This is a genomic window from Variovorax sp. GW531-E2 (assembly GCF_059423125.1).
On sequence record NZ_JBWKXQ010000018.1, the window covers coordinates 13848 to 40315 of the forward strand.

A 26468-nucleotide genomic window follows, 5' to 3' on the forward strand; every position below is an offset into this window, starting at 1 on the left:
TCGGGCCGGCGTGTCGGTCAGTGCAGCGTCTGAACGATCCAGTCGACGAAGGCCGCGCACTCCCAGCGCTCCAGCGTGCCCGGCTGCCAGCAGATGTAGTGGCGGTGCGGCGAGGGCACGGGCCGCTCCGACAGCGCCACCAGCCGCCCCGATTCGAACCAGGCGGCGCCCAGCTTCTGTCGCACCAGCGCCACGCCGAAGCCGCTGGCGGCCGCGTCGTAGACCAGGCCCAGGTCGTTGAACTGCGCGCCCAGGTGCGGCTCGGGCTGGTCGATGCCGCAGCTCGCGAACCAGGTGCCCCAGGGCTCGAGCGGGCTGCGGATCAGCCGCGCGCTGGCGATCTCGGCCGCGGTGCGAAAACCGTCGAAGGGCCCGAACTCGTTCAGGTAGCTCGGGCTGCAGGCGGGCACCACGTCCTCGGCGATGAGCAGGCGGTGCTCGCAGTCGGCGTACGCGCCGATGCCGTAGCGCACCTGCAGGTCGGTCTGCTCGGCCGTGACGTCGAGCAGCGGGATCGACACATGCAGCGCCAGCTCGATGTCGGGGTAGATGTTGCGAAAGAGCTCCAGCCGCGGCATCAGGAACTGGCGGCTGAAGGTGGGCGTGACGGCCACGCTCAGGCGCGGTGCGCGCAGCGCCGCGTCACGGCTGCCGGGCGTGGCCTGCTGCAGCGCGGCCAGGCCGACGCGCACGTTCGCCAGGTAGGCCGCGCCATCGGCCGTGAGGCTGAAGTCGCTGCGCCCGAAGAGCTTGAAGCCCACGTGCGCCTCGAGCTGGCGGATGCGGTGGCTCACGGCGCTGGCCGTCACGCACAGCTCGTCGGCCGCGCGGCCCGCATGCCGCAGGCGCGCGACGGCCTCGAAGGTCAGCAGGCATTGGATCGGGGGGATGTGGTGCAGAGCCATCCTCGGCAGCGGACCGACTCAGTCTTCGAAGAAATTCACCGGCAGGCCCGGCGTGTCAACGCGCATCGAGAGCACGGTGCCCGAGGCCGGGCGCTGCACCAGCTCGTCGGCCGGGCGGCCCTTGCGCCCGCTGGTGACGAACAGGGTGCGCAGGTCGTCGCCGCCGAAGCAGGGCATGGTCGGGCACTGCACCGGCACCGCGATGGCGGCCACGCGCTCGCCCGTGGGCGCAAAGCGCAGCAGCTGCGCGCCTTCGAACATCGCGACCCAGTAGTGGCCGGCGGCGTCGACGGTGGCGCCGTCGGGGCGGCCGTCGTAGTGCGTGGGCGTGCTGGGTACCCAGCCCGCGGGCTTGGGGTCGAACTGCTGGAACACGCGCGCATGCGACAGCGTGTTGGCCTCGGCGTCCCAGTCCCAGGCGCGCACCACGTGCGCGGCTGTGTCGGCCCAGTAGAGCGTACGGTTGTCGGGCGAGAACGCCAGGCCGTTGGCGGTGGTGACATGCTCCAGCATCGACGTGATGGTGGGCGAGACGTCTCCGGGGCGCGCGTCGAAGCAGTAGAGCGCGGCGTTGGCGCGGTCCTTGGCCTCGTTGAGCGAGCCGGCCCAGAAGCGGCCGAGCGCGTCGCACTTGCCGTCGTTGAAGCGCATGGTGCGCACGTCGTGCTCCGCGCGCGCCATGGCGACGAGGCTGCCGCCCCACTCGCGGGCCCGGTAGATGCCGTCGCGCAGCGCGATCACGAGGCCGCCCGTGCGTGCCGGCGCCATGCAGCCGGGCTCGGTGGGCAGCGCCCAGCGCTCGACCGTGGCCGTGGGCGAACCGATCTCGCCGCGCGTGCGCAGCACGGCGCGGCCCGGGATGTCGAGCCAGTAGAGCGCGCGTTCGTGCGGATGCCAGAACGGTGATTCACCCAGCTCGCAGAGGCTGTCTTCGATGGAGGTCCACATGGTGGGGCGATTGTGCCCCCGGCCACGCGGGCCGCGGGCAAAAAAAAGCCCGCTGACGCCGAAGCGCTCGCGGGCTGAACATCCAAAGGAGACTCGCCTGAAAAAACCGGGAGCTGTTGTTCTTCTTTGTATCGAAAAGGGTGGTGGTGGTCTTGGAGGAGCGGGGGCCGGCGCCGTGCCGGACCACCCGCTGTCTGTGTGCGAATCAGCGGTTGTAAGCCGTTTCGCCGTGGGACGAGATGTCGAGGCCTTCGCGCTCTTCTTCTTCCGACACACGCAGGCCCAGGGTCAGGTCGGCGATCTTGTAGGCGATGAACGCAACCACGCCGGACCACACGATGGTGAACAGCACGCTCTTGACCTGGATCCAGACCTGCGCGCCCATCGAGAAGGTGTCGGGCGTCAGGCCGCCGGTGCCGCCCAGGCCCTTGGCAGCGAACACGCCGGTCAGGATGGCACCCAGGATGCCGCCCACGCCGTGCACGCCGAACACGTCGAACGCGTCGTCCGCGCCGAGCATGCGCTTGAGACCGCCCACGCCCCACAGGCAGACCAGGCCGGCCAGCAAGCCCATCACGATCGAGCCCATCGGGCCGACGAAACCGGCGGCGGGCGTGACAGCCACGAGGCCGGCCACGGCACCGGATGCAGCGCCCAGCATCGAGGCCTTGCCCTTGTGCAGGCTCTCACCCAGGATCCACGACAGGGCCGCGGCGGCGGTGGCGAGCACCGTGTTCACGAAGGCCAGGCCGGCAGCCGCGTTGGCCGCACCTGCCGAGCCGGCGTTGAAGCCGAACCAGCCGACCCACAGCAGCGAGGCGCCGACCATGGTGAGCGTGAGCGAGTGCGGCGTGAAGGCTTCCTTGCCGTAGCCCACGCGCTTGCCGACCATGTAGGCACCGACCAGGCCGGCGATACCGGCGTTGATGTGCACCACGGTGCCGCCGGCGAAGTCGAGCGCGCCGTCCTTGCCCAGCAGGCCGCCGCCCCACACGATGTGGGCCATGGGCACGTAGCTGAAGGTGAACCAGATCACCGAGAACAGCAGCACGGCCGAGAACTTGGCGCGTTCTGCAAAAGCGCCGACGATCAGCGCCACGGTGATGGCCGCGAAGGTGCCCTGGAAGGCGAAGAACACGTATTCGGGGATCGTGGTCAACGCGCCGAAGGTCTCCTGCGTGATGCCCTTCATGAAGATCTTGTCGAAGCTTCCGAAGAAGTTGCCGTCGCCTGTGAAGGCCAGGCTGTAGCCGTAGATGGCCCACAGCAGGCTGATGAGCGAGAAGATCACGAAGACCTGCATCAGCACCGACAGCATGTTCTTGGAGCGGCCCAGGCCGCCGTAGAACAGCGCCAGGCCGGGGATGGTCATCAGGATCACGAGCAGGGTCGAGGTGAGCATCCAGGCGGTGTCGCCGGAGTCGACCTTGGGCGCGGGGGCAGCGGCCGGTGCGGCGGGCGCGGCCTCGGCGGCTGCGGGTGCCGCAGCCGCTGCAGGAGCGGGCGCAGCTGCGGCAGGTGCAGCAGGTGCCGATGCAGCCGGTGCCTCAGGGGTGGCGGCGGGTGCCTGGGCCAGCGCCGAAGTACCGGCGACGAAGACGCTCAAGCCGAGCGCAAGAGAGACAAGAAGTTTTTTCATAGTCGTTGTTCTTTCGGGCCAGGACTCGATCAGAGGGCTTCGCGGCCCGTTTCGCCGGTGCGGATGCGCACGACCTGTTCGAGGTTGTAGACAAAGATCTTGCCGTCGCCGATCTTCCCGGTGCGCGCGGCGCCTTCCACGGCCTCGATCACGCGGTCGACCAGCTCGTCGGAGATGGCCGCCTCGATCTTCACCTTGGGCAGGAAGTCGACCACGTACTCGGCGCCGCGGTACAGCTCGGTGTGGCCCTTCTGGCGACCGAAGCCCTTCACTTCCGTGACGGTGATGCCCTGCACGCCGATGGCCGAGAGTGCTTCGCGCACCTCGTCGAGCTTGAACGGTTTGATGATGGCTGTGACCAGCTTCATGATGAGTTGCTCCTTCTGGATGGATGAAAGGCGGCGCGGCAACGTGGGCCGCGCCTGGTTGTTGTGTCGATTACAGCGTCTTCGTCAGCGTGAGGATGAAGCGTGCCTTGTTGGGCGAGTAGTAGGTGGTGCCGAAGGTGCCGAAGTCGGGGATCTCGATGCCCGGGTAGGCCACGACCTGGTAGTTGGCCTTCTTGTTGGCGCCCTGCACCGAGCCCGTGAGCGTCAGGCCGCTGCCGAAGTCGTAGGTGGCGCCGATGTTGTAGTCCACGTAGCTCTTGTAGCCCAGGCTGCGGATGTCGCTGGACATGTTGGTGAAGCCGACGGCGGCCTTGAGCGTGACCTTGGGCACGATCTCCTTGCTGTAGGCCAGGTTCAGGTAGCCGGTGTTGCGGCCCTTCAGGCCCGAGCCGGTCTTGGCGCCGGCGTAGCCGAAATAGTCCTTGGACACCGTGTGCGAGTACTTGGCCGTGAACGAGCCGAAGCTGTCGTTGGCGTAGGTGGCGCCCACGTACAGCTCGGTGGTGTTGCCCACCGAGTTGCCCGGGTAGATGTAGGTGAGCGCACCGACGTCCATGTCGACCGGGCCGGCCTTGAACTTGTAGCCGCCGTACAGGTCGCTCTCGATGCTGTTGCCCTTGAGCCAGTTGACGCTGGAGTTCCAGTTGCCGATGTAGAAGCCGCTGTCGCCGAAGGCGTAGTCGAAGCCGCCCTGGATGGCGGGCTTGAAGCCCTTGGTCTTGGCGTAGTCGTTCTTGCCGATCATGTCCTGGTCCTGGCCGCGGAACTTGTAGTTCGTGGTCAGCGAGACATTGCCCGTGAGCAGGGGCGCGGGCGCCGGTGCGGCGGCGTCGGCGGCCTGGGCCATGGCGGCGCCCGAGGCGGTCAGTGCAGTGGCCAGAACGATCAACGCCTGGGCGGCGGTACGGTGCGTCATCAGGGAACTCCTCGCAAGTGTGTTGTTGGACCTGAGCACCCTCAAAGCAGGGAGCGTGCCAAACTGCACGAATACCGCTCCGGCCAGAGGGCGCAGGTGTCCGGCGATGAGCGCCAAATCGTTACAAGCCCTGTTTCCGGCAGTTGCACACGCTTGCACGCTGCACGGTCCTGGGCTTGCACGTCGCAGGCGCACCAACTTGGGGAGAGGGAGAAAAATGAGTCTGTCTTTGGTGCAAAGCCGCGCCTTGCTCGGCCTGGAGGCCGCCGCCGTCACGGTCGAGGTGCATCTGTCGAACGGCCTGCCGAGCTTCACGCTGGTCGGGCTGGCCGAGACCGAGGTCAAGGAGGCGCGCGAGCGCGTGCGCTCGGCGATCCAGAACGCCGGGCTCGAATTTCCGACCAACAAGAAGATCGTCGTCAACCTCGCCCCGGCCGATCTGCCGAAGGACTCGGGCCGCTTCGACCTGCCCATCGCGCTGGGCATCCTCGCGGCCAGCGGGCAGATCGAGAACGCCCGGCTGGCCGGCCACGAGTTCGCCGGCGAGCTGTCGCTGTCGGGCGAACTGCGCCCAGTGCGCGGCGCGCTCGCGATGGCCGTGGCCACCTACACCCAGGGCACGGCCGTGCGGCTGGTGCTGCCCCTGGACAGCGCCCAGGAGGCCGCGCTGGTGCCCGGTGCGCAGGTGTACGGCGCCCGGCACCTGCTCGACGTGGTGCGCCAGTTCGTCGCCAGCGGCGGCGGGCCGGTCGACGCGAGCGACGACGGCTGGACCCGCGTGCGCGCCGCGCCCGGCGACGGCGCCCCGCGCTATGCCGACCTGGCCGACGTCAAGGGCCACACCGGCGCCAAACGCGCCCTCGAGATCGCCGCGGCCGGCGGCCACAGCCTGCTGATGGTGGGCGAGCCGGGCTCGGGCAAGTCGATGCTGGCGCACCGCTTCGCCGGCCTGCTGCCGCCGATGAACGTGGACGAAGCGCTGGAGAGCGCGGCCATCGCCAGCCTCGACGGCCGGCTGGCGCCCGAGCGCTGGATGAGCCGCCCGACGGCCACGCCGCACCACACGGCGAGCGCGGTGGCGCTGGTGGGCGGCGGCTCGCCGCCGCGGCCGGGCGAGATCTCGCGCGCGCACCATGGCGTGCTGTTTTTGGTTATGTGCAACGCGAAAAATCACCAGCTGCAATATCAGGAGTGCAATTCCGGATAGAATTTGATACATATCGTCAAATCAAAAAACATTGACTCAACGTAGCTTCGTCGTCGCGTACTCAAAGCCCGATGGCGCCTTTGCGGCGCGGTATCCAGCCCTGGCCGGCATGCCGTTCATCTTGGACTCGAGGCCTGGACTTCATCGCCTCGCAAGCACCTACCTCATCGATCGAGGCCTCGGTCTCTGGGGCCCACGACAGCAACCGGGCGAGGACGTCGGGCGTATCCCGTCCCGGAAATCGATGCATAGCTACGCGCAGTGGCTCGCGAACTTCCTGGAATGGACGGAACGTCGCGGCATCGACGTGACCACCTGCAGCTACTCAGCGCATGTCCAGGGTCGCTACCAGGCAGAAATGCTCGCTGGAACCTGGTCTCGCGACGGTCGAGCGCGCAAACCGAACACCGTCAACCTGCGAGTGCAACAGGCATGCGACTTCTTGAACTGGATGGTCGCGCGCGGGCACCGAGGGGCGTTCTCAGTGCCCTACGAGACAGCTTGGCTGAAGATCGGCACTGCCATCAGCTCGGTCGGTCACCTCAGCAAAGAAGTGCTCGTCCGAAAAGGGAAGGTCCGCTCTGAAGCCAAGAGGTTGCGCCTGCCGCCCGACGAGCAAGTCCGAGCTTGGCTTGCCAGTATCTATGAGCGATACGGCGCCACCTGCGGACTGATGTGCGAGTGCATCTTGCTCACCGCGATGCGCCGCGAGGAGGTGGTCTGCTTTCGGACTGACACGCTGCCCGAAGATCCGCGGCAATGGCACATCGCGAACCCGCAGGCCCCGACATCCGAGCAGCAAGTTCGACTGACCATCCAATACGGCGCCAAGGGCAAGACCTTTGGAGTTGACCACGACGACAAGATCGGTCCTTCCAGGACTCTTCTCATGCCGTTGATCTTGGCGAAGAAGTTGGACGACTACCGGAGAGGCCCACGCAACGGAGCCATCAAGAGGCGGCTCGCCGGAGTGACAGGAAAGGAAGCTCGCCTCGCGCGAGCCGCGAGCGCAGTGCATTTGTTCCTACGCGAGGACGACGGAGAGCGCTTCAGCGGCAAGAGGCTGTACGACGCGTGGGTCGGCGGAGAACTTCCAATGGAAGGTTGGTCTCCCCACCAAGGCCGGCACTGGTGGGCATGCTCAGTCCTCTGGCGCGAAATGCACCGACACGAGCACGCACACAGCTCAGGCACGGGAGAAATTGCAGCAGCCCTGCTGGAGTCGACCGCCTTGAGCGTCATCCGCCTTCAAATTCAACCTCAACTGGGACACGCGAGCGAATCGACGACGATGATCTATCTGCGCTGGGTGATGGACATGCTGGGCACACCTTTGTCTCTGGAAGGCGACTCATCGCCAAGCCCTCGAGAGGTGCCCGCCTCATGAGCATTCGCAGCAACAAGAATCCCAAGGACCATCTGCGCGGCGCCGCGACCCTCACGCTCGTCGCCCAAGAGCCATCGGTCCAAGACGCGGATTCACTTCGGTTCTGGACCAACCATCCGACGAAGAAGACTCTCGTCGACCTCACCGTGTTCAGAGACGGCCAACAATCCACGAAGGCAGGCAACGGCGGCACTCTTCGCAAGGGACCATTCAAAGGAAGACCTGAACTGATCCTGGAGATGGCGCCCGTCATCAGGGACCACGCGGCCGCGTTCGCAGAGAAATCCGTTTCCCAAATGATCGCCACGCTGCGCACCTGGTGGAGAATCCTCGACAAGCTTGAGGCCGAGATGCCTGGCGCTGCAATCACTTCGACGACTCAACTCAGCGAACTGCACAGACAACGCGCGTTACTCCAGAACACAGCAAGGCCGCAATTCACCGCCTTCCGCCAACTGGCGAGCAAGACTCGCGTCGCCCTCGGGTTGAAGCCGCTCTATTGGCTGCCACCGGAACCGCCGACCCGCACCCGGAAGCTCCCGCCTCAGTGGCAGACGGATCTCGTTCGACGAGAACTAAAGCACCGTTGGTTCGCGGTGTTGGATCGATGGTCCTTGGCCGAAGAGTTGCTGGCGGCAGGCAAACCTGTTGCATGCGCTGAATCACACCCCGCCGATTTCGAGGAGCAGAAGCGTTTGCTTCAGGGGTATCAGCATCTGGAGGAAACGATCGTCGCGACAGGCAGCCCCCGACCTTTTCAACTCTGGAAGAAGGTGCACACAGTTCGCAAGTATTACGAACTGGGCTACAACCATCAGGAGATGCTGGAGGGGCGATACCCGTCGGGACCGGATGTCAGGGCTGCGCTGTTGCTGTGCATGGCGACCACCGGTTGGAATCCGGCGGTCCTGCTTGGACTGAACGTCCAGGAGCCATTCATCGAAACTCACCCCAAGGATCCGACGCGCTACATCCTTCGCGGCTACAAGGCCCGGGCTGGCGGCACCGAACAGATTTCAGAAGGCCTCATCAAGACCCAAGGAAGCGCAGCCACCGTCATCAAGACCCTGATTGAGCGGACCGCGCCGCTTCGAGCTCAGTTGGTGGCTCAGGCCAAGGAACTTCGCCAGCAGCACGATGCCGCCGCCCCTGCCGATAGGGACGCCATCGCAGCCGAGATCGAAAGCATCGAGGAAGGAATTCGATCTCCTTGGCTCTATGTCTCCGCCGTTCTGACGGGAATCCACTGGCTGACGAACTCCCGGAACGAGACAGCTGAATTCCTCAGCACGTTCATCCGAGAAATCAATCTGCGACAAGCGCCAGACCGGCAGATCGCGGACTTGAAGCCGACCGACCTGCGAGATGCCTATGCCGCCCACATCTACAACTCCAATGGTGGGTCCATTCTCGCCGTCATGAAGGCCCTGGGCCACCGACGCCTTTCTTCGACTCAGTTCTACCTGGACAACACACTGCTGAAGGAGCAACACCGCGCGCTGTACGCCACGTTCAGCACGGCACTGTGGTCGGAGATCCAAGTCCATGGTCGCGTCGATCCAACGGTGTTGGCGAAGTGGTCGCGCGACGGCATCGTGACCTCCGACGAGCGCGAACGACTCAAAGGATATCGCAACCTGATGCGCAGTCGTCTCGGGATCGGCTGCAAGGACCCGGCCCATCCGCCCCGGCGCATCTCCCCTGAATTCGAGGCAAATGGCCGAGCGCTGTGCCATGTTCAAAGATGCCTTCTTTGTACTGAGCACGCGGTCATTTTCCCGGAGAGTCTGACGGGGATCTGCAAACGTCTGGCCGAGCTTCGCCATCTCCAGTCGCGAATGAGCGTCGCATCCTTCATCCAGTCGTCCTTCGCTGAGGAGTTGGACAACGCAGAAGCCGCCCTGGCCGCGTTCCCCGAGCCCGACGTCGAGCGTCATCTGGGCGACTGGACCGAACGGATCGCCCGAGGGGCGCACAGAGTCGTCGAATTCGACGGCACAACCATGAAAGCCAACACGTGACGCTCGCGCTTGCTGTTTCATCGCATGTCCCCCCACAGGAGGACAGCACAGGTTCAGAGGACATCAGAGCCTCCCAAAACAGGGCGCTGCTCGCCTTTGAACTCGAGAGCGTCACCTCCTTGGATGAAGAACAGACGGTGGTCCTGCAGGGGATCCTGCGTCACGGGACGACTTTAGGGACATGGCACAGCCCTCCGGAATGGTTGCCGTCGGGTGCCCCCAGAGCTCGCCCCGATGTCAACATTCGTCGACGAATAGTGGCCTTCATTCCGCAGGCGCTTCGCACCGAACTCGAAGGCCGATCGAGCGCGTTGCTCTCCAGAGCTGTGCTTGTCGCAACCCACTACACCATCCTCCTTCGCATGGGACCGTCAGGCACGGGCAGGGCCATGGGGCGCCCGCTCGGCGCGAACCAGATCTTCGGCATCGTCAACTCGTACCTCCCGCAGTTGCTGGCAGTCGCTCTTCGGGTCTTGGCCGATCGCAGCAAAAGGGAGTCCGGCAGTTGGAGCGGGTTGGCTCGATACCACGGCCCCCTGCTCGAGGCCGTCAATCTGGACGACCTCGACACGCTGAGCGCAAATGCGAAACAACATGTGCTGAAGGAGTGCCACCGAATGCACATCCTCTCGGCGCAGGGCCTGTGGCAGGACTTGCCCGCGTTGGAAGGAGAAACGAGGAGTACGGTTTTGGCCGGGCCTGCTCGCTACAACCCACCAGAGGGCGCGAAGAATCCCCACCTCCCCCTGCCGGACGACTACGTGTCGCTGTTGGGCCAACGATGCCTCTGGTTGATCACGCAGCTCGCGCCGAACTTGTTCGTCCTGGGTTCTCAGTTGGAGCGCGCCTGGCATGCAACCCTTGGCAAGGGATGGGTACCCAACACCGTCCGCGAAAGGCGACGCCAGGCCGTGCGTGACATATTTTCTCGGCATGTATGGCGAGACCGCAGCGGCGCTGCTTTGGGGGATCCTCCATTCCCGCTCGCGCTTTCGAAGCCCAAGGGATTCAAAAGCAAGCTGGCTGACGATATCACCGACGAAATTCGATGGCCACCCAAGACCCACATCGACTTCATGAGCCTGGTCGGCACGGTTCAGGCGGCACATATGTGCATTGCACTGCTCAGCACGGGCGGGCGGCAATCGGAGGTGCTTGACCTCCAGCGAAATTGTGTAGAGCGTGCCGTCGACGGGCGCCAGTACGCGAATGGCAAGACGTTCAAGCTGGTCCGAAAGCTCGGCGGCGAGGCGCGGGACTGGCAACTGCCGGAGTTGGCCGTCTTGGCACTCGAGCAGCAGTCCCGCCTCGTGGCGCTCGGCGAACGGGTGGGTCTTCTGGCGCCGGATGATTCTGCGCGCCCGGGCGATACACAGTTATCCCATCTCTGGGCGCAACTTTCGGCGGCGCCGGGGGCGAGTTCGCCTTGGTTGCCAGTGACCGACATCAACAGGGTGCTGGTCAGCTTCGCCCGAAGAATTGGCCTCGAAGCGCAGCCGGGTGGACAACGCCTGCGATCGCATCGCTTCCGCAAGACCTTGGCGCGCCTCGTGGCCCTCGCCCTGACCCAGGCGCCCCGGATTCTGATGGACGTCTTCGGTCACAAGTCGATGGAGATGACGCTCTACTACATCCTGAGCGACAAGGACTTGCGCGTCGAGATCGAAGCCGTCTCGCGGGAACTGCGCGTCATGCGAGCCAAGGACGTCGTCGACAAGATGGTCGACGCCGACCTCCGAGCCTCCCAGGTCGACGACGCGGCCCTCGGTGGCTATGGCGGCTTGGCGGCCGTGTCCGTTCGCAAGTCCATCGATGTCCATCGCCAACGTGTGCATCGGCGTGGCAATGACTGGGGCACGAACAGCGCCTACGAGCTGGCAGATCTGCTCACCCTGCAGGGTCGGGCGTGGGACCAGGTCCGCGAGGGCGTCATCTGTACGAAGTTCGTCGGAGAGGCCGGCCCTTGCAACAAGAGCAAGGGTCGACCAGAACCGTCCAAGTGCCAGAGCAGTTGTTCCCACCGCCTGGAAGAGGCGTTCCTGCACAACGACGTCGATGACGCGATCAAGGAGTGCGTCTCGGCCTACGAGCGAGCCACCCTGGATGATGAATCCTTGACGGCAGCCCATTGGGCAGCGCAGATTCGAACGCACCTCGGTCGTTTTGACGACCTGCGCGAGCGATGGATGAAGAATCCGACGGCCCGCTCGGTGTGGGGCCAGGATGCAGAAGTGGAGACAGCATGAGGGACGAGCCTCCCGTCGGCAAGCGGACGTACTCGGAAGAGTCCAAGAGCCGAATGCGCGAAGCGGCGCTGGCCCGCTACGAAAGCAATGCGCAAGCGACGCATGACCGGGTTCGCGAGATGCTCAAGCTCATCCAGCAGGAGATGGCCGCGAACGGCGGCATCTACCCCCACAACAAGGGGGCAGTGTCCCTTGCCGAGGTGGCGCGTCGCTCCCAGATTCATCCCTTCACATTTCACAAGCCGCGCTATCGCGAACTCGCCGCGGAAGTCCGGGCCTGGCTCGAAGCGCTGAAGAGCGGCAACGTCGTCGGCCGCACACAGGTCCGGAAGGAACTCGGCACCCGGGTGCAGGAGTGGAAACAGTTGTACGAGGACCTACTTGAGTCTCACCGCTTGAGCGAGACGGATCTCGCCCACGCGAACATGCAGCTTGAAGAGGCTCGCAGGGAGATCGAACTGCTGCGCGAACGCCTGGCAGGACGCGCAGCGAAAGTCACGCCGATCCACCCCAAGAGTCGCTGAATGGCCCGCCCCAGTGTCATCCCCGAAGTTCGAGCCCGCCTCGAAGCCTACCTGAACGATCGAGAGGCAGAGTACCTGGGCCAGCCTGATCTCGGGCGGACAGCAACCCTGCCGACCACGCCGGACGGCAAGGTCAATGTGCGCGGGGTCGCACAGGCCGTTGGCCTGAAAACCACGCAGGAGAAGTACCTCTACGAACGGGATGAACTCAGCTCGCTGATCAACTTGGTCGCCGAAGGCCAGGGCCTGCTGCCCATTGGTTGGCGGCTCACTCAGCAAGCCGGCGACAAGGCGCTGCAAGAGCGATTGGCACGTCAGGCTCAGGCCGCCAAGGCGTCCGCACAGGCGGCGGTAGAGGCTCAAGCCGTGCAATCCGAGTTGCTTGAAAAGCTCCGCTCGGCCGTCTCCGAGATCGAAGCGCTGAGGGCGTCCAACCTGCGCTTGCAGGCCCAACTCGACGCCATCCGAGCAGGCATGTTCGTGCAGGTGCAAGATTGATCGAGCGCTTCGAGGGCATCGTGCTCGTCGAAAGGATCCTGTCTCAACTCGATGCCGGCTGCATATTTGCGGGGCGTGCAGACGACGGGCGATCCATCAGGGTCAAGTTCGCCGGACACGAGGTTCAGCCACTTCCTGGCGATTCGTTCGAAGTGCGCGGCCTTCTGTCTTCGTACCGGGACCGCTTCGGCAACGTCGTTGCGCAAGTCAGCAGCAAGCACATGACGCGCGTCATCGGCCAAGGTGACCTGCTCGGACCTTGGCTCGAACGCCTGCCCAATATCGGCGAAACACGCTCGAAGCGGCTTCTTGACGCCTTTGGGCACAGCCTGGCAGAGGTGTTGGGCGATGCGACCCGGCTTCGCGAAGTGGCCATCGTGATTGAGCCCGACAAACCTGCACTCGCCGCCAGGATTGCGGCCCAGGTCTATGCGGCCGTCGCCGAGAAGGACGGAGCGACCTCGGGCAGAGCCGCCGAGGTTGCGTTTCTGACCTTCCTGGAACGTCTCGGAATGAGGGAGGTGCGCCTTGCCAGGCAGGTGTGGCGGTTCATGGCTGGTCCCGACGCGCTGGACCGGCTGCGCCGCAATCCCTACGTGCCGGCGTGCCTCATGGAATGGAAGTCGGCCGACCACCTCGGCCAACGGCTCCTGCGAGACGACAAGGCCGGCAATCTCAAAGACCATCCGACCCGCCTTGCGGGTGCCTTAAACAGCGTCTGGAGAGAATTGCTTGGGGCGGGGGACACGGCAGCCTCCGAGGAAGTTGTCATTCAACTGTTGAGGGCCCGTGGCGTCGACCCGGGCGCTGCATTGGGCCTGGCCGAGAAGAGCGGGTTGTTGCGCCGGGCTGGCAACCTGCTTCGCGTACCTGGCGCGGCATGGCTGGAAGACCAAGTTTCCGCGGCGTTGCTCGCCCTAGAGGTCTGCCCACCTGCTGTCTCGGTCCCCACCGGGGGAGATCTCGATGCGCTGGTCCACGCTGCAGAAGTCGACGCGGGCCTGCGCCTAACCGATGAGCAGCATTCGGCGGTCGCCCGGCTCCTCGCGCTGCCGGTCGCCGCCTTGCAAGGGGGCGCCGGCGTCGGCAAGACGACGGTGATGAAGGTCCTTGCCACGGCCTGGGAGAAGTTGCGGGGCAACGTTGTCATGGGAGCTCTCGCCGGCAAGGCAGCGCTGGCACTTTCGCGCGGGGCCTCCTCGCCCAACCGTCCACGCCTGGCGTACACCATCGCCCGCCTCATTGCCATGCTCGAGCGGCAGCGCGACCACGCGGCGTCACCCGAACGCCTGTTTCCTACCTCTGACGTTCAGTTCGACCGCCGTACGCTGCTGGTGATCGACGAGGCGGGCATGATGGATACGGTGAGCCTCCACAGGCTCTTGAGTCTCCTGCCGGCCGGGGCTCGAATTCTGTTCGCGGGGGACGAAGGCCAGCTGCCGCCGGTGGGCATAGGCCGGATCTTCCACGACATCGTCGCTGAGGCATCTCGCGTCGCGCACCTCACGAAGGTTCTTCGACAGGCCTGCGACAGTCTCATCCCCAACGTCGCCGCTCTTGTGCGGGAGGGTCGGGCTCCGAAGCTGCAGGTTTGGGGCGGCGAGTCGAAGGGCGTCTTCCAGCTTCCGGCCAGCGCTTTTGAAGCGGCACAACGCCGTTTGCGCGAGGAAGGCGAACTCTTGGTCGTGGCGGCGAAGCGGGTCACAGTCGCGGCCATCAACGAGACAGAATCATCACTTCGCCGTCCGAGTGGAACCGCCACCCGTCGGCTGGGACCCGCGGCTACTGTGGCCGTCGGTGACCCCGTCGTCATGACCAGCAACCGCTACCAAGATGGCCTATTCAACGGCCTGCTGGGCGTTGTGACCCAGATTGCGGGCGAGTTGGTGAACGTACTCTGGGACGGGGAGCCCGAGCCTCGTTGCCTCCCGGCCGAAGCGGAAGGAGAGTTGGAACTGGCGTATGCCATCACTTGCCATAAGGCACAGGGCAGTGCCGCGAAGGTTGTCATCGTCGCGGTCGAGGACACCCGACTCGTGACGAGGGAGTGGCTCTACACAGCGCTAACGCGCGGCCGAGAGTTAGTGCTGCTCGCAGGCGAGTCGTCCGCAGTCGCAGGGGCAGTCGCGCGCCGCACCCGGCGTTCGACAGGGTTTCAGCTGCTCCAGCCGAATCGTGAAACTTGATCCTTGGGATTCGGGCTTCTTAGTAAGGGTGGGGGAGCCTGGAGGGGTGGACAACTGCGTCCTGTCCACAGGGACGCGTAGCGGCCCTCGTGGTCAGGGGAAGCTGTTGTCCACGCCGCAGGGCTGGGGGCGGGACTCCGCCCCTCGACGACTGAAAGTCGGCGCGCAACGAAGTCGCTGAAGTGCCTCAATTGGGCCAGAAGAGCGCGCGGCAATCCTCGGGGTTGAAGACGGGCAACGGCCGCTTGCGGGCAGTTTCGGCGTCCGCTGTAGGGCCGGACTGGGCCCACTCCCGCCGGCCAGGACAACGCCGGCAATGACCGGAAAGCCAGCGGAAGCAGTCGTTGCCGCTCGATTTGAGAACCAAGAGCTTTCTCCTGATCGGAACCGGCTCAGGCGCAGGTTGTCGCCGGGGACGGCGTGGTAGTTGAAGTAGCCCTGCATCACACGGCGAAGCCATGTGCCGACCACTGCGATCGGTTCGTGCCGGCGTCGGTACAACGCCTGCCGCAGCGCCTGCGGCGCCGACCAACTCGCCGATGCGCCCCGTGGCGTAGGCGAAGTCGACCACGAAGCGCAGTCGTTGGGCCGCCACCGCCGGCCAGCCATGACACTCGAGCCCCTCAAAAAGCTTAGGGCGGTGTGCCCACTTTGGGTGGGTATCGGTTTCTGCTCCATCCCCGTAAGCTGCACGTACCTCCACTCCGGGAACGAACATGGCGGGCGAATACGACTTGGTGATTGTTGGGTCCGGCACGGCGGCGATGGTGGCGGCCATGCGCGTGAGCGAGGAGGGATGGAGGGTGGCAGTTGCCGACTTCAGGCCGTTTGGAGGCACCTGTGCGCTGCGAGGTTGCGACCCCAAGAAAATGCTCGTGGGCGGAGCAGAGGCGCTCGACCATGTGCGCCGCATGCACGGCAGGGGCGTCGTCGGTGAGACGGCCATCGATTGGCCCGGCCTGATGGCGTTCAAACGCAGCTTCACCGATCCGGTGCCCGAGAATCACTTGCAGCGCTATGCCGCCAAAGGGATCGACACTTTCCACGGCCAGGCGCGCTTCGTGGACCACACGCGGATCGCCATTGGTGCTGAAACGCTGACCTTTCGCCACGCGCTGCTCGCGTGCGGAGCCGAACCCATCCCGCTGGGCATCCAAGGCGAGCAGCACCTGATGACCAACGAAGGCTTTCTCGGCCTGGAGTCGTTGCCACACCGCATTGTCCTGGTGGGGGGCGGCTACATCGCAGCCGAGTTTTCACATATCGCCGCACGAGCGGGCAGCCAGGTGATCGTCCTGCAGCACGCAGAGCGCATGCTCAAGGCCTTCGACCCGGACTTGGTCGGCTGGCTGATGGAGAAATTCACGGCCTTGGGTATCGAGGTGCACACTGGCACGAAGGTCGGAGCCGTCGAGAGAACGAATGAGGGGTTCAAAGTCCATGCCTCGTCGGCTCAGGGGCCGATGTCGTTCGACGCCGACCTCGTTGTCCATGCCGCCGGCCGTGCGCCAGCATTGGCCTCGCTCGACCTTGAGGCCGCAGGGGTGGCGGTAGCGAACGGTCGCATTCAGCTCAACGAATATCTGCAGAGCATGTCCAATCCGGCGATCTATGCCGCCGGCGACGCGGCCCAGGTCGGTCCGCCGCTGACCCCGGTGTCGAGCCACGACGCCAAGGTGGTTGCCGCCAACATGCTGAAGGGCAATCAACGCCGGCCGGACTACAGGGGCGTGCCGAGCGTTGCATTCACGATTCCGCCGATCGCCATGGTTGGGCTGAGCGAAGCCGAGGCGCGCAAGCAGGGGCTGAAGTTCCGTGTGAAGAGCCAGAAGGTTCCTGACTGGTTCACGGCTCGCCAGGCGGCGGAGCCGACCTACGGCTTCAAGGTCCTGGTCGACGAGGCAACGGACCGCATCCTCGGCGCCCACTTGGTGGGACCCCATGTCGACGAGGTGATCAACCTGTTCGCGCTGGCCATTCGGCACGACCTGACTGCAGCGGACCTCAAGCGCACGATATTCGCCTATCCCACCGGCGCTTCCGACGTCGGGTACATGCTGTGACCCGGCGGTTCAACGGCGACGGGTCAGCGTGGCGCCTTGAACGCTCGAATGGCGAACGCAACGGACACGCCGAACAAGGCGACCGCGGCCAGCGTCGCAACACCCATGTGAGCGCCGATGAACGCGCCTGCCGCCGTCCCCGATAGCAACAGCGCTACCACGGGCAGGTGGCAGGGACACGTCAGAAGCGCAAGCAGTCCCCAGGCATAACCGCGCCGCCTGGGCGGGGCACCAGCGTGTTCGTTGCGCTCATGCACGGTTTGTCTCCATCAGCTCAGGCTCTCCAACGCAGGGCGTCAATTGCTTCATGTCCGTCATGGATGGTTCTCATCCAGTGTCGGCAACAGCACTTTGGCACTTTGGGCCAGCCGGCGAGCAATCTCCTGCCCCAGAAGGAAAGCCGCCTCGACGCTTACGACCTCAACCTCTGGGTGCCGAAGCGCCCATCGATCGCCGTCAGCGCGAGAGGCGAAGAAATGCACTTGGCAGCAGAAAGATTGCCGGATGCCGGTTTGCGGAACTGCCAAGGAAACAGCGGCGTCGAGTGGTTCGACCGCGCATAGCTCGTGCGGAGCCGCCGTCAGCGACACCGGCATGCCCGTCTCCGGGCAGAGGGAGCGCACGCGCGCGGACTTGCCTATCAAGGCCGGAAACATCAGGGTGTCGAGGGCGCACCAGGTGTACAGCCGGCGCCCCTCCACTTCAAAGACATGGGGCGTTTGCCGCTGCGTGATGCCATAGCCGACGATGTTGCCTGCCGGGTCGTACTCGATGTCAGGTGCTTGCCGCAGTACCGCGTCGACTTGGTCCAATGACTGCCCTGAGGCTTCAGCCAACACCCGCACAGACACCGGGGAGCCTTTTACCAGCTCACGCAGGAGTGCGACAAAGACGGAAGCAAACCCTTCCAGCCTGCTCCCCCCTGACAACCCGTCGATGATGAGCGTCGCGAAGTCGCTCTTGTCGATCATCGCGGCCGCAACGCTCGGCATGGCACCTCCTCAGCCTGCGCAGCACGAAAGCTGCGTCACGTCCTTGGTAAAAGTCTGGGCTGCGAGCTTCAAACCTTCGACCATCGTCAAATAGGGGAACAGCTGGTCGACCAGGTCTTGGACGGTCATGCGGCCTCGGATCGCCAGCGCCGCCGCCTGGATGAGTTCGCCCGCTTCCGCCGCGACCGCCTGCACGCCCAGGATTCGGCCGGTACCAACCTCGGCAACGAGCTTGATGAAGCCGCGCGTGTCGAAATTGACCAGAGCACGCGGCACGTTGTCCAGCGTCAACGTGCGGCTGTCAGCCTTGATCCCCGCCGAATGCGCTTGGGCCTCGGTGTAGCCGACGGTCGCTACCTGCGGATCGGTGAACACGACAGCCGGCATCGCCGTCAGATCGAGCTCAGCCTCGCCGCCCGTCATGTTGACGGCCGCTCGCGTGCCGGCCGCCGCGGCCACATAGACGAACTGCGGTTGGTCCGTGCAGTCGCCTGCCGCATAGATGCCCGCGACGTTGGTTCGCATGCCGCGGTCGATGACGATGGCACCGCGCTCGCCGAGCTTCACGCCTGCGGCTTCGAGGTCCAGGCCGCCAGTGTTCGGCGAGCGTCCGGTGGCCACCAGCAGCCGCTCCGCTCGCAGCACACCGTGATTCGTCGTCAAGACGAACTCGCCATCGGCGTACTCTGCTTGGCTCGCCTCGGTCTGCTCCAGCACCGCGATGCCTTCATCGCGAAACGCGGCAGCGACCGCCTCGCCGACGGCCGGATCTTCCTGGGAAAGTAGCTTGCTGCGCGCCAGGATCGTGACCTGGCTGCCCAGCCGTGCGAACGCCTGCGCAAGTTCCACCGCCACCACGGAGGCACCGATCACCGCCAGGCGTTGGGGAATCACATCGGAGGCCAAGGCTTCGGTTGACGTCCAGTACGGTGTTTCCGTCAGACCCGGGACTGGCGGCACCGCAGCGCTTGCACCGGTGGCCACCAGGCAGCGATCGAAAGACACCTCCTGCTCGCCACCCTCGCGCAGCGTCACCGTGAGCGTATGGCTGTCCTTGAAGCGCGCCGTGCCGTGCACGACCGTAATGGCCAGCGTGCCGCTCAGGATGTTCTCGTACTTGCCCTGACGCAGCTCGTCCACGCGAGCTTGCTGCTGCGCGAGGAGCCGGTCGCGCAGCACGGTCGGCGCCGCCGCGGACAGCCCGGCGTCGAACGGACTTTCGCGGCGCATATGTGCGACGTGTGCAGCGCGGATCATGATCTTGGACGGCACGCAGCCGACATTGACGCAGGTGCCGCCGATCGTGCCGCGTTCGATCAGCGTGACGCGGGCGCCGTTTTCTACCGCCTTGAGCGCCGCTGCCATTGCGGCGCCGCCACTGCCGATGACAGCGACGTGCAGCGGCTGGTCGGCGGCGCCCGGCCGAGCGGCGCCGCCAAGCCATTGACGCGCCTTGCCGAGCAGCCCGGTGGGAGCCGGCGCCGAAGTGTCGACGCGCAGGGCCCGGTACCCAGCCGCTGCCACCGCGGTCGTCAGCGAGGCCGGCGATGTTCCTTCGTCGAGCGTGAGCTTGGCCAGGCGGTCCGGATAGGACACCGATACCGAGCGCACACCTGGCACCATCTTCAGCGCATTGTGTACATGCTGGGCGCACGAGGCGCAGGTCATGCCTTCGATTTGCAAGGTGGTCATTCAACGGCCTGTTCGTTCGGGTTGAAAAAATTGATCACTGTCTCTGCGGTAGCGCGGTCGAGTCAGGAGCGCACTTGCGATGCGCCGGCGCGAGCAGATCCCAGACCGACACGCCGATCATGATGGCCAAGCCCGCGTAGAGCAGTTTCTCCGCCATGGTGTACGCGGCGACGAGCACGATGACCGGCCCGACCATGCCCAGCACGCTGCGGTGCCACTGGCGATGGCTCAGCCAGCCCAGCGCATTGGCCAGCAAGGCCAGCGCGGCAAACAGCGGCAGCAGCACGGTGATGAACAGGCCCTCGTACTGGCTCAGGAAGCCCAGGCCGATGGCACCGCCGAAGCTGCCGATGGCCGGAAAGCACCCCGCACAGCCCATGGCGGAAACGACGCTGCCCAGCGCCCCGGCCTTGTCCCCAATCCGTGCAACCAGTCCCATGGTGTGAGGCCTATTGCTTGGCGGTCGACGGGTACCCGGCGTCCGCCGTGGCCTTGGTCAACGCCTGGATGTTGGTCTTGGCATCATCGAACGACACGACGGCCTGCTTTTTCTCGAAGCTGACATCGGCCTTGTTCACGCCAGTGACTTTGCTCAGCGCCTGCTTGACTGTTATCGGGCACGCCGCGCAGGTCATGCCCGGCACCGACAGGGTGACGGTCTGCGGACTGGCCCACACGGGGGCGGCGAATGCCGCGAGCAGCGCGACGACGGGTAACAGCTTCTTCATGATGAAGTCCTTTCAATAGAACAAGGGCAATACGTAGGGAAATCCGAGCGCGACGATGACCAGCGCTGCGACGATCCAGAACACGACCTGGTAGCCGCGCCGAACCTGCGGCACGGCGCAGACCTCTCCGGGCTTGCAGTCCTGCACGGGCCGAAAAATGCGGCGGTAGGCGAAGAACAGCGCCACCAGCGCCGCCCCCAGAAAAAGCGGCCGGTATGGCTCCAGCGCAGACAGGTTCCCGATCCACGCGCCGCCAGCACCGAGCGTCACCAGGACCAGGGGACCGAGGCAGCAGGTCGACGCGAGCAGCGCGGCGAGGCCTCCTGCAACCAGGGCACCGCGTCCACTTTTGGCTTCCGACATTGCACTCATCCTTTCCACGTGTTTTCGAACAGGGGTAAGCTTACTTCCGTAGTCAAGTACGGAGTCAAGCGGTATGGATAAGCAAGCGGACAACCTGAGCATCGGCGCATTCGCCGAGTTGGCTGGGGTGAACGTGGAGACCATCAGGTTCTACCAGCGCAAGGGACTGCTGTCGCAGCCGGACAGGCCCTACGGAAGTATCCGGCGCTACGGCGAGCCCGACGTGGCGCGGGTCAGGTTCGTGAAGTCTGCGCAGAGCCTGGGTTTCAGCCTCGACGAGGTGGCCAGCCTGCTCGCGTTGGATGACGGCACCCATTGCGATGAAGCGCGCCAGGCCGCGGAGGAAAAACTCGCCGATGTGCGCTCCAAGCTAGCCGATCTCCACCGCATCGAGTCAGTTCTGGCCACGTTGGTTGACGACTGCTGTGCGAGTCACGGGACAGTCTCTTGTCCGCTGATTTCAGCGCTGCAGGAGCAGCCGTAGCAGCGCCTGGCACAAATTCCTGTAGGTGCGCAGCGATCGGAAAGCATTGCGCCTTGGTTGGGCTATACCGAGGAAGTTGCGATTTCTACGGCTATGTCCGCTCCAGGGGCAGAGCGGAAGTCGACGGCGGCGGTAGGAATGTCCGGAGTTGGCCGGAAGCGGCTGGCTGTGAATTGTCGACCGCCACGAGGTCAGTGCGCACGCGCTTCAATGCGTCTTGATGGGAATCCGGCCTGACTTTGAAAGAACTCAGCGGCGTGTCGCCTGCCGACATGTCAAGGGTCACGTACCGATCCGAAGGCCTGCCCTGACAAAGGTAAATCGAGCATGAGGCATTACCCGAAGCAGACTAGCTACAACGAATGCCTCCGTCGACGCGGTATGTTGCGGCTAGTCTCGGCGCCCTAGCCAATGTGCCGGCCAAGGTGGTATTGGGATAGTTGGCTAGTGTCGTGCCGAACATAAACCACGACGAGTTCCCCGAGTTCACGCGCGCCGCCCTCGAAGCGCTGCGCGAGCCGCTGGAGACCGGCACCATCACGATCACCCGGGCCGCCCGGCGCGCGGAGTTCCCGGCGCGCTTCCAACTCATCGCCGCGATGAACCCCTGCCCCTGCGGCTACCTGGGCTCCACGCTCAAGCCCTGCCGCTGCACACCCGAGCGCGTCGCGCGCTACCAGGGCAAGCTCAGCGGCCCGCTGCTGGACCGCATCGACCTGCACATCGAAGTGGCGGCCGTGTCGGCGCCGCAGCTGCTCGACGCGCCGGCGGGCGAATCGACCGACAGCATCCGCGCGCGCGTGGTGGGCGCGCGCGACCGCGCGCTGCAACGCCAGGGCCATGCGAACCAGGCGCTGCAGGGCCGCGCGATCGACACGCACGCCGTGCTCGACGGCCCCGCCCGCCAGCTGCTGCAGCAGGCGGCCGCGCGGCTGGGCTGGTCGGCGCGCAGCACGCACCGCGCGCTGAAGGTGGCGCGCACCATCGCCGACCTCGCGGGACAGGACGCCGTGCAGGCCGCGCACGTGGCGGAGGCGGTGCAGTACCGCCGTGCATTGCGCACCGGCACGCCCTGACCTGCGGCCCCGCGACTGGCACTCGTGGCTCACCACGGGTGCGGACTTGTTGTCCTGCACCGTCACGCGCTGGCGATAGGCCTCGAGGGTGCCGATGCCTCGGCCTCCTCGCGCGACATCGAAATCCCGTCGTCGAAACGCTTCGTCGATCGCGAATCAATTCATCGGCCGATCTGCCAACTGCTCTCAGGATCAGTTGCGCATGAATTCCCCTCTCATTGCCTTGCCACCTGTCACACTGCATTCTTTTGGCAGCTCGCCCTTGCATGAGACCCCTTATTCAAGCGAAAGGAATCTCCACGAACCCAACCAACTCCCTGCTTCCCATCCATAAAAACAGCAATCGAGGAGAAATACGTGAAATTGAATTTTGCACTCGGAATCTTTGGCGTTTTGTTTTCATCCCTTTCGAGCAACGCCATCGCGGCGAGCTATACGCCCGTCGGAAATACGGACGCACCCGGCCTTCCTCAAAAGCAGGAAAAAATTTCCACTTCGAATCTGGTCGGTCTGAAAAAGGGAATGTTTTCCTCCTTGATGGTGGAAACCAAGGGGCTGAAACAAGACGACAAGCCTGCTGGATTGCCGGTTTGCGCGAATCCACCGACAGTCGAAGACATTGGCGGCGATTTTGAAATGAACCGCTATGTGATGACCAAGAGCACAGGAGCGAAGCTCAACATCATCGGCGGTGCAATCGGAGGCGGCGGCGAAATCAACGCCGATCAATTGATTGCCGTTTTTGACTTCTCCAGATCAAAGGAATGCATCGCAACCGACGGCAAGAGCCGGGTGGTCTATGGGCAGTCGATCAGAACCGTCATGACTTTTGCGAGCGCGGACGCCAAGGCGGACGTGACATTTCCTCTGGTTGCCGCTTCAGCCACGATCGCCGGAAAGACCTCGACCATCGGGGTGAAAAATATCGGATTCAACGATTCGAACATGGCAGCCAAGGCGGCGACGCTCTCGCAGATTCAGTTCTCCGTGGAAAAATACGACGAGTTCATGAAACTGCACGCCGAGCTGGTCGCCCTGGCCACCAATGGAAACACCCAGAAGAAGGTCGAAAGACTGGGCGTCATCTCGGAGCTGGACGAAGACGAGATCAGAAGCACCTTGCCGACCGCCTTTGGAATTCAGCAGATCAAGGATGGGAAGAGCTGCGTCGAAGCCAAGGCGAAGTACAAGCCCAACACCGACACGGAAGCCCTCAAGGCGATCGAGGCGACCTACAAATACATCGCCGGTACATGCGAATCTTCATTGCCAAGCGGGGTATCGATCGCCAAGGCGAAAGAATACTTGCGCGGCATGACCGTGAAGAACTGAGCGAGACAAATCCGATGCCGGCCCGGCCATCGGATTTGCGCGTTCATTGCACGGAACACGCCGGCAAACCCATCCACTCCGCTCGTTCGCGCGGCGTCGCGACAGGGTTACGCCGGCTGGCCTGCGCCCCGCTTGGCCCCTACTTGAACTCATAACTCACCACCGGTGCGGACTTGCTGTCCTGCACCGTCACGCGCTGGCGGTAGGCCGTGAGGTCGCCATTGCGCACTTCGATCGTGTAGATGCCGGGGCGCAGCGGCAGCGACTTGAGCGGCGGGCTCACGCCGCGGTCGGCGCCGTCGACGAAGACCTGCCCCCAGGGCCGGATGTTGAACTGCACGCGGCCCATGCCGGGTGCCGCGGCCGGCGGCGGTGGCGGGGCCAGCGGTGCGCCCGCGATCACGGTCGGCACGGGGTTCGTGCTGCCCGCGGCGGGGGGCGGCGGTGACTGCCGGTTGAGCTGGGCGATGGCGTTGCGCGCCTCGCGCGCATGCAGGCCGCGGCGGTGGCGCCGCAGGTAGGCCTCGTAGCCTTCGCGGGTGTTCTCGGCCTGGGCCAGGTTCCAGTCTTCCACCTCGGCGACCACGGCGGGGTCGGGGGGCGGCGGCGCTTCGGGTGGCGCCGGCTGTGCAGGCGGTGCGGGCTGCGCCTCGGGCTCGGCCGGGGGCGCAGCAGCAGGTGGCGTGGGCGCGGCGGCGATGGGCACGTTGTCGAGCGGGCTCAGCGGGGCACTGGCCGATGCGGCGGGCGCGGACGCCGGCGGGGCCTCTGAGGTCGCGCCGGCCGGCGGCATCGCGGCCGGGGGCGCGCCCGGATCGGACATCGGCGTGCCCGGCGGCGGCGCGGCCGCAATCATCGGATCGGAAGGCGCCTTGGCCGTCAGCCGCCAGCCGATCCAGCCGCCGACCGCGAACAGCGCGAGCACCAGCGCGCCGACAAGGAACCACGGCGGGCGCTTCGACGGCTTCTTCGGGCGTGCGACAGGCGATGGCGGCGCAGGCGGCGGCGGTGCCTGCACGCGCGCGGTCGCCGCTTCCACGGGCACGGGCTGCACCTCGGGCGCGGGCGGTGGTGCTTCCTCGACCGGCTCCGGCGCCGGCGGCTCCTGCGGCACCGGCGCAGCAACGGGCACGACAGCAGCCGCCACCGCCGGCGCCGACCGGTCCACCACATAGAGATCGCCCAGCTTCACCAGCCCCAGCTCCGCCGCAAAGGCCGCCACCGTCTGCGTGCGGTCCTTGCTGTGCACGGCCAGCGTGTGGTCGACCGCGGCGCAGAAGGCCGGGCTCAGGTCGTCGCGGTCCATCGACGACAGCGGCACGTAGGCGTCCTGCACGCTGCGCACCACGGCCGAAGGCGGCGGGTGGCCGGTCACCGCGCGGTACAGCACGGCGCCCAGCGCATAGAGGTCGGTCCACGCGCCCTGCAGCAGCGTGTTGTCGTCGGCGTACTGCTCGATCGGCGAGTAGCCCGACTTCACCATCACCGCGACCTCGTCAACCAGGTCGGCGATCGACTTGCGCGCGGCGCCGAAGTCCAGCAGCACCGGGCGGTCGTCCTGCTGCTGGATGAAGATGTTGTCGGGCGCGATGTCGCGGTGGAAGCACTGGCTGTGGTGCAGCGTGTCGAGCGCGCCCAGCAGCGGCCCCAGCATGCCCAGCAGCCAGGGCTCGGTCAGCGTGCCCGGCTCGCTCTCGGCCAGCTGGCGCAGCGTGCGGCCCTTGTACAGCTGGATCGCCATGTAGGCGGTGGAGTTGGCCTCCCAGAAGCGATGCACCCGCACCAGCGCCGGATGGCTGAACTGCGCCAGCGTGCGCGCCTCGTTGATGAAGCTGCGCAGGCCCGCCGCGAAGGTGGCGGTGAGCCGCTCGGAGCGCACGTGCACGCTGTTGTCGCCCACGCGGCGCGCGAGCATCGAGGGCATGTATTCCTTGACCGCCACCTCGCGCTGCAGCGAGTGGTCGTAGGCGCGGTAGACGATGCCGAAGCCGCCCTCGCCGATGACTTCGAGCAGCTCGAACTCGTCGAGCCGGTGGCCCGTGCCGAGGGGATGGGGGCGCTCCTCCTGCGGGTCGGGCGTCGCGCTAGGGCTGGCGGGCGTCGTCATGGGGTGTCTCTTCTTCCTGCGGGTGGGTCGGGCGCGTCAGGCCCACGGCACGTGGCCTTGCGAAAACAACTGCGAAAACAGCGGCGTGTTGAGCCCGCCGCCGTGCGCCGCGGTGCGCAGCGGCGAGCCGTCGGCCTGGTTGGTCCACCAGTAGCTGGTGCCGCCGAAGGGGTCGAAGCACAGCGGCAGCTCGGGCCAGCCCAGGCGCTGCTGCGCGCTCGCGCCGCGCGCCCCGTTGGCAGCAGGGCCGGCGGCCGCGCCGAGGATCGAGAGGATGTCGTCCGAGCCGCCGCTGGCCGTGCGAAAGCCCGTGCGGCCCGCGGCCAGCACCTGGGTGTCGAAGAGGTCGGGCGCCACGCCGTGGCGAATGGCCTGCAGCAGCGCGCTGCCGCACTGCCAGTACCAGGCGGCCGAGCCCTCGAGCAGCGCGGGGTGGTAGCGCGCCGCGTCCACCTGCAGCGCCACGCAGGCCGGGTAGTAGCGGCCCACGCGGTCGCAGCTGGGCGCGATGCAGCCCAGTTGCACCGCGTTCACGCCGTGCGTGGCGGGGATGGCGAAGTTCCAGACCGGGGCCACCGCGTAGTGGCGCGTCATGGCGTCGGGCCAGCGCTTGAAGCTGCCCAGGCCGTTCTGCATCCAGCGGTCCCACCAGGCCTGCAGTTCGCGCGGCATGCGGCGGTAGAGAAAGTCGCCGGCCGACGGCAACTTGCCGTACCAGCCGATCTGCTCGTCGAGCGGCGACCAGGCGTGCGGGGGAGGCGTCAT

22 protein-coding genes and 2 pseudogenes are annotated in these 26468 nt (G+C 65.6%); 11 read left to right on the top strand and 13 right to left on the bottom strand.

Annotated features, from left to right (window positions below):
* Positions 1-17: 17 nt before the first annotated feature.
* The 5 genes from AC07XP_RS13165 to AC07XP_RS13185 form a co-directional block, all read right to left on the bottom strand.
* Positions 18-905: a LysR substrate-binding domain-containing protein gene (locus AC07XP_RS13165; protein ID WP_062482020.1), complete on the bottom strand. Its 888-nt coding sequence runs from the start codon at positions 903-905 to the stop codon at positions 18-20.
* A gap of 18 nt (positions 906-923) precedes the next feature.
* A complete protein-coding gene (locus tag AC07XP_RS13170) occupies positions 924-1853 on the bottom strand; it encodes an SMP-30/gluconolactonase/LRE family protein (RefSeq protein ID WP_369630885.1) in 930 nt (309 codons plus the stop codon).
* Positions 1854-2058: 205 nt separating this feature from the next.
* Positions 2059-3492: an ammonium transporter gene (locus tag AC07XP_RS13175; RefSeq protein ID WP_159273472.1), complete on the bottom strand. Its 1434-nt coding sequence runs from the start codon at positions 3490-3492 to the stop codon at positions 2059-2061.
* A 29-nt stretch (positions 3493-3521) separates the two neighbouring features.
* Complete coding sequence (gene glnK, locus AC07XP_RS13180) at positions 3522-3860, bottom strand: P-II family nitrogen regulator (protein ID WP_056583732.1); 339 nt, start codon at positions 3858-3860, stop codon at positions 3522-3524.
* 70 nt (positions 3861-3930) lie between these two features.
* The gene (locus AC07XP_RS13185; protein WP_492700050.1) at positions 3931-4797 is read right to left on the bottom strand and encodes a TorF family putative porin; all 867 of its coding nucleotides are present in this window, start codon (positions 4795-4797) and stop codon (positions 3931-3933) included.
* A gap of 217 nt (positions 4798-5014) precedes the next feature.
* Between AC07XP_RS13185 and AC07XP_RS13190 the strand changes: the two are divergent.
* The 8 genes and pseudogenes from AC07XP_RS13190 to AC07XP_RS13225 all read left to right on the top strand — a co-directional run.
* A pseudogene (locus AC07XP_RS13190) lies at positions 5015-5947 on the top strand (YifB family Mg chelatase-like AAA ATPase); the annotation flags it as partial.
* 301 nt (positions 5948-6248) lie between these two features.
* Positions 6249-7391, top strand: coding sequence for a site-specific integrase (locus AC07XP_RS13195; protein ID WP_495264923.1), 1143 nt, complete (start codon positions 6249-6251; stop codon positions 7389-7391).
* The gene (locus AC07XP_RS13200) at positions 7388-9412 is read left to right on the top strand and encodes a site-specific integrase (RefSeq protein ID WP_495264924.1); all 2025 of its coding nucleotides are present in this window, start codon (positions 7388-7390) and stop codon (positions 9410-9412) included. Before AC07XP_RS13195 ends, AC07XP_RS13200 begins: the two co-directional genes overlap by 4 nt.
* The gene (locus AC07XP_RS13205) at positions 9409-11658 is read left to right on the top strand and encodes a hypothetical protein (RefSeq protein WP_495264925.1); all 2250 of its coding nucleotides are present in this window, start codon (positions 9409-9411) and stop codon (positions 11656-11658) included. The genes AC07XP_RS13200 and AC07XP_RS13205 overlap by 4 nt, the downstream gene beginning before the upstream one ends.
* Entirely contained in the window at positions 11655-12182 is a 528-nt protein-coding gene (locus tag AC07XP_RS13210; RefSeq protein WP_495264926.1) for a hypothetical protein, read from the top strand. Before AC07XP_RS13205 ends, AC07XP_RS13210 begins: the two co-directional genes overlap by 4 nt.
* On the top strand, positions 12183-12680 hold the full coding sequence (locus AC07XP_RS13215; RefSeq protein WP_495264927.1) for a hypothetical protein: 498 nt from the start codon (positions 12183-12185) through the stop codon (positions 12678-12680). It begins immediately after the preceding gene.
* Complete coding sequence (locus AC07XP_RS13220; RefSeq protein ID WP_495264928.1) at positions 12677-14866, top strand: AAA family ATPase; 2190 nt, start codon at positions 12677-12679, stop codon at positions 14864-14866. Before AC07XP_RS13215 ends, AC07XP_RS13220 begins: the two co-directional genes overlap by 4 nt.
* A 716-nt stretch (positions 14867-15582) precedes the next feature.
* Positions 15583-16929 (top strand): dihydrolipoyl dehydrogenase family protein, encoded by a 1347-nt coding sequence (locus tag AC07XP_RS13225; RefSeq protein WP_068644574.1) that lies wholly within the window; start codon positions 15583-15585, stop codon positions 16927-16929.
* A 23-nt stretch (positions 16930-16952) separates the two neighbouring features.
* On the opposite strand, the gene merE is transcribed toward AC07XP_RS13225, so the two are convergent.
* The 6 genes from merE to merT are packed head-to-tail and all read right to left on the bottom strand — an operon-like array spanning position 16953 to position 20704.
* The gene (gene merE, locus AC07XP_RS13230) at positions 16953-17186 is read right to left on the bottom strand and encodes a broad-spectrum mercury transporter MerE (RefSeq protein ID WP_084241993.1); all 234 of its coding nucleotides are present in this window, start codon (positions 17184-17186) and stop codon (positions 16953-16955) included.
* A 57-nt stretch (positions 17187-17243) separates the two neighbouring features.
* Positions 17244-17921 (bottom strand): organomercurial lyase MerB, encoded by a 678-nt coding sequence (gene merB, locus AC07XP_RS13235; RefSeq protein WP_245684266.1) that lies wholly within the window; start codon positions 17919-17921, stop codon positions 17244-17246.
* A 9-nt stretch (positions 17922-17930) separates the two neighbouring features.
* Positions 17931-19613: a mercury(II) reductase gene (merA, locus tag AC07XP_RS13240; RefSeq protein WP_068644575.1), complete on the bottom strand. Its 1683-nt coding sequence runs from the start codon at positions 19611-19613 to the stop codon at positions 17931-17933.
* Positions 19614-19647: 34 nt separating this feature from the next.
* Entirely contained in the window at positions 19648-20052 is a 405-nt protein-coding gene (gene merC / locus AC07XP_RS13245) for an organomercurial transporter MerC (protein WP_068644576.1), read from the bottom strand.
* A gap of 10 nt (positions 20053-20062) precedes the next feature.
* The gene (merP, locus tag AC07XP_RS13250) at positions 20063-20341 is read right to left on the bottom strand and encodes a mercury resistance system periplasmic binding protein MerP (RefSeq protein WP_068644577.1); all 279 of its coding nucleotides are present in this window, start codon (positions 20339-20341) and stop codon (positions 20063-20065) included.
* 12 nt (positions 20342-20353) lie between these two features.
* Complete coding sequence (merT, locus tag AC07XP_RS13255) at positions 20354-20704, bottom strand: mercuric ion transporter MerT (RefSeq protein ID WP_068644578.1); 351 nt, start codon at positions 20702-20704, stop codon at positions 20354-20356.
* A 73-nt stretch (positions 20705-20777) separates the two neighbouring features.
* On the opposite strand from merT, the gene merR reads away from it, so the two are divergent.
* The 3 genes and pseudogenes from merR (at position 20778) to AC07XP_RS13270 (ending at position 23596) form a co-directional block, all read left to right on the top strand.
* Positions 20778-21188 carry a mercury resistance transcriptional regulator MerR gene (gene merR / locus AC07XP_RS13260; RefSeq protein WP_068644579.1) on the top strand — a complete coding sequence of 137 codons (411 nt, stop codon included), beginning with the start codon at positions 20778-20780 and terminating at the stop codon, positions 21186-21188.
* Between the two features lie 470 nt (positions 21189-21658).
* A pseudogene (locus AC07XP_RS13265) lies at positions 21659-22264 on the top strand (ATP-binding protein); the annotation flags it as partial.
* A 357-nt stretch (positions 22265-22621) separates the two neighbouring features.
* A complete protein-coding gene (locus tag AC07XP_RS13270) occupies positions 22622-23596 on the top strand; it encodes a hypothetical protein (protein WP_495264929.1) in 975 nt (324 codons plus the stop codon).
* Positions 23597-23735: 139 nt separating this feature from the next.
* Here AC07XP_RS13270 and AC07XP_RS13275 read toward each other — a convergent pair whose 3' ends face one another.
* Together AC07XP_RS13275 and tagF are read right to left on the bottom strand one after the other, a co-directional pair.
* A complete protein-coding gene (locus AC07XP_RS13275) occupies positions 23736-25703 on the bottom strand; it encodes a serine/threonine-protein kinase (RefSeq protein WP_495264930.1) in 1968 nt (655 codons plus the stop codon).
* 36 nt (positions 25704-25739) lie between these two features.
* On the bottom strand, positions 25740-26468 hold the full coding sequence (gene tagF / locus AC07XP_RS13280) for a type VI secretion system-associated protein TagF (RefSeq protein ID WP_139703416.1): 729 nt from the start codon (positions 26466-26468) through the stop codon (positions 25740-25742).

What these genes read in the sequence shown, in the direction of transcription:
- merR (WP_068644579.1), top strand. Translation starts at nt 20,778, where the DNA reads ATGGATAAGCAAGCGGACAACCTGAGCATCGGCGCATTCGCCGAGTTG.
- merP (WP_068644577.1), bottom strand. Translation starts at nt 20,341, where the DNA reads ATGAAGAAGCTGTTACCCGTCGTCGCGCTGCTCGCGGCATTCGCCGCC.
- AC07XP_RS13165 (WP_062482020.1), bottom strand. Translation starts at nt 905, where the DNA reads ATGGCTCTGCACCACATCCCCCCGATCCAATGCCTGCTGACCTTCGAG.
- AC07XP_RS13210 (WP_495264926.1), top strand. Translation starts at nt 11,655, where the DNA reads ATGAGGGACGAGCCTCCCGTCGGCAAGCGGACGTACTCGGAAGAGTCC.
- AC07XP_RS13200 (WP_495264924.1), top strand. Translation starts at nt 7,388, where the DNA reads ATGAGCATTCGCAGCAACAAGAATCCCAAGGACCATCTGCGCGGCGCC.
- AC07XP_RS13185 (WP_492700050.1), bottom strand. Translation starts at nt 4,797, where the DNA reads ATGACGCACCGTACCGCCGCCCAGGCGTTGATCGTTCTGGCCACTGCA.
- AC07XP_RS13170 (WP_369630885.1), bottom strand. Translation starts at nt 1,853, where the DNA reads ATGTGGACCTCCATCGAAGACAGCCTCTGCGAGCTGGGTGAATCACCG.
- AC07XP_RS13225 (WP_068644574.1), top strand. Translation starts at nt 15,583, where the DNA reads ATGGCGGGCGAATACGACTTGGTGATTGTTGGGTCCGGCACGGCGGCG.
- merC (WP_068644576.1), bottom strand. Translation starts at nt 20,052, where the DNA reads ATGGGACTGGTTGCACGGATTGGGGACAAGGCCGGGGCGCTGGGCAGC.
- merB (WP_245684266.1), bottom strand. Translation starts at nt 17,921, where the DNA reads ATGCCGAGCGTTGCGGCCGCGATGATCGACAAGAGCGACTTCGCGACG.
- AC07XP_RS13275 (WP_495264930.1), bottom strand. Translation starts at nt 25,703, where the DNA reads ATGACGACGCCCGCCAGCCCTAGCGCGACGCCCGACCCGCAGGAGGAG.
- glnK (WP_056583732.1), bottom strand. Translation starts at nt 3,860, where the DNA reads ATGAAGCTGGTCACAGCCATCATCAAACCGTTCAAGCTCGACGAGGTG.
- tagF (WP_139703416.1), bottom strand. Translation starts at nt 26,468, where the DNA reads ATGACGCCTCCCCCGCACGCCTGGTCGCCGCTCGACGAGCAGATCGGC.
- merT (WP_068644578.1), bottom strand. Translation starts at nt 20,704, where the DNA reads ATGTCGGAAGCCAAAAGTGGACGCGGTGCCCTGGTTGCAGGAGGCCTC.
- AC07XP_RS13195 (WP_495264923.1), top strand. Translation starts at nt 6,249, where the DNA reads ATGCATAGCTACGCGCAGTGGCTCGCGAACTTCCTGGAATGGACGGAA.
- merA (WP_068644575.1), bottom strand. Translation starts at nt 19,613, where the DNA reads ATGACCACCTTGCAAATCGAAGGCATGACCTGCGCCTCGTGCGCCCAG.
- AC07XP_RS13175 (WP_159273472.1), bottom strand. Translation starts at nt 3,492, where the DNA reads ATGAAAAAACTTCTTGTCTCTCTTGCGCTCGGCTTGAGCGTCTTCGTC.
- AC07XP_RS13215 (WP_495264927.1), top strand. Translation starts at nt 12,183, where the DNA reads ATGGCCCGCCCCAGTGTCATCCCCGAAGTTCGAGCCCGCCTCGAAGCC.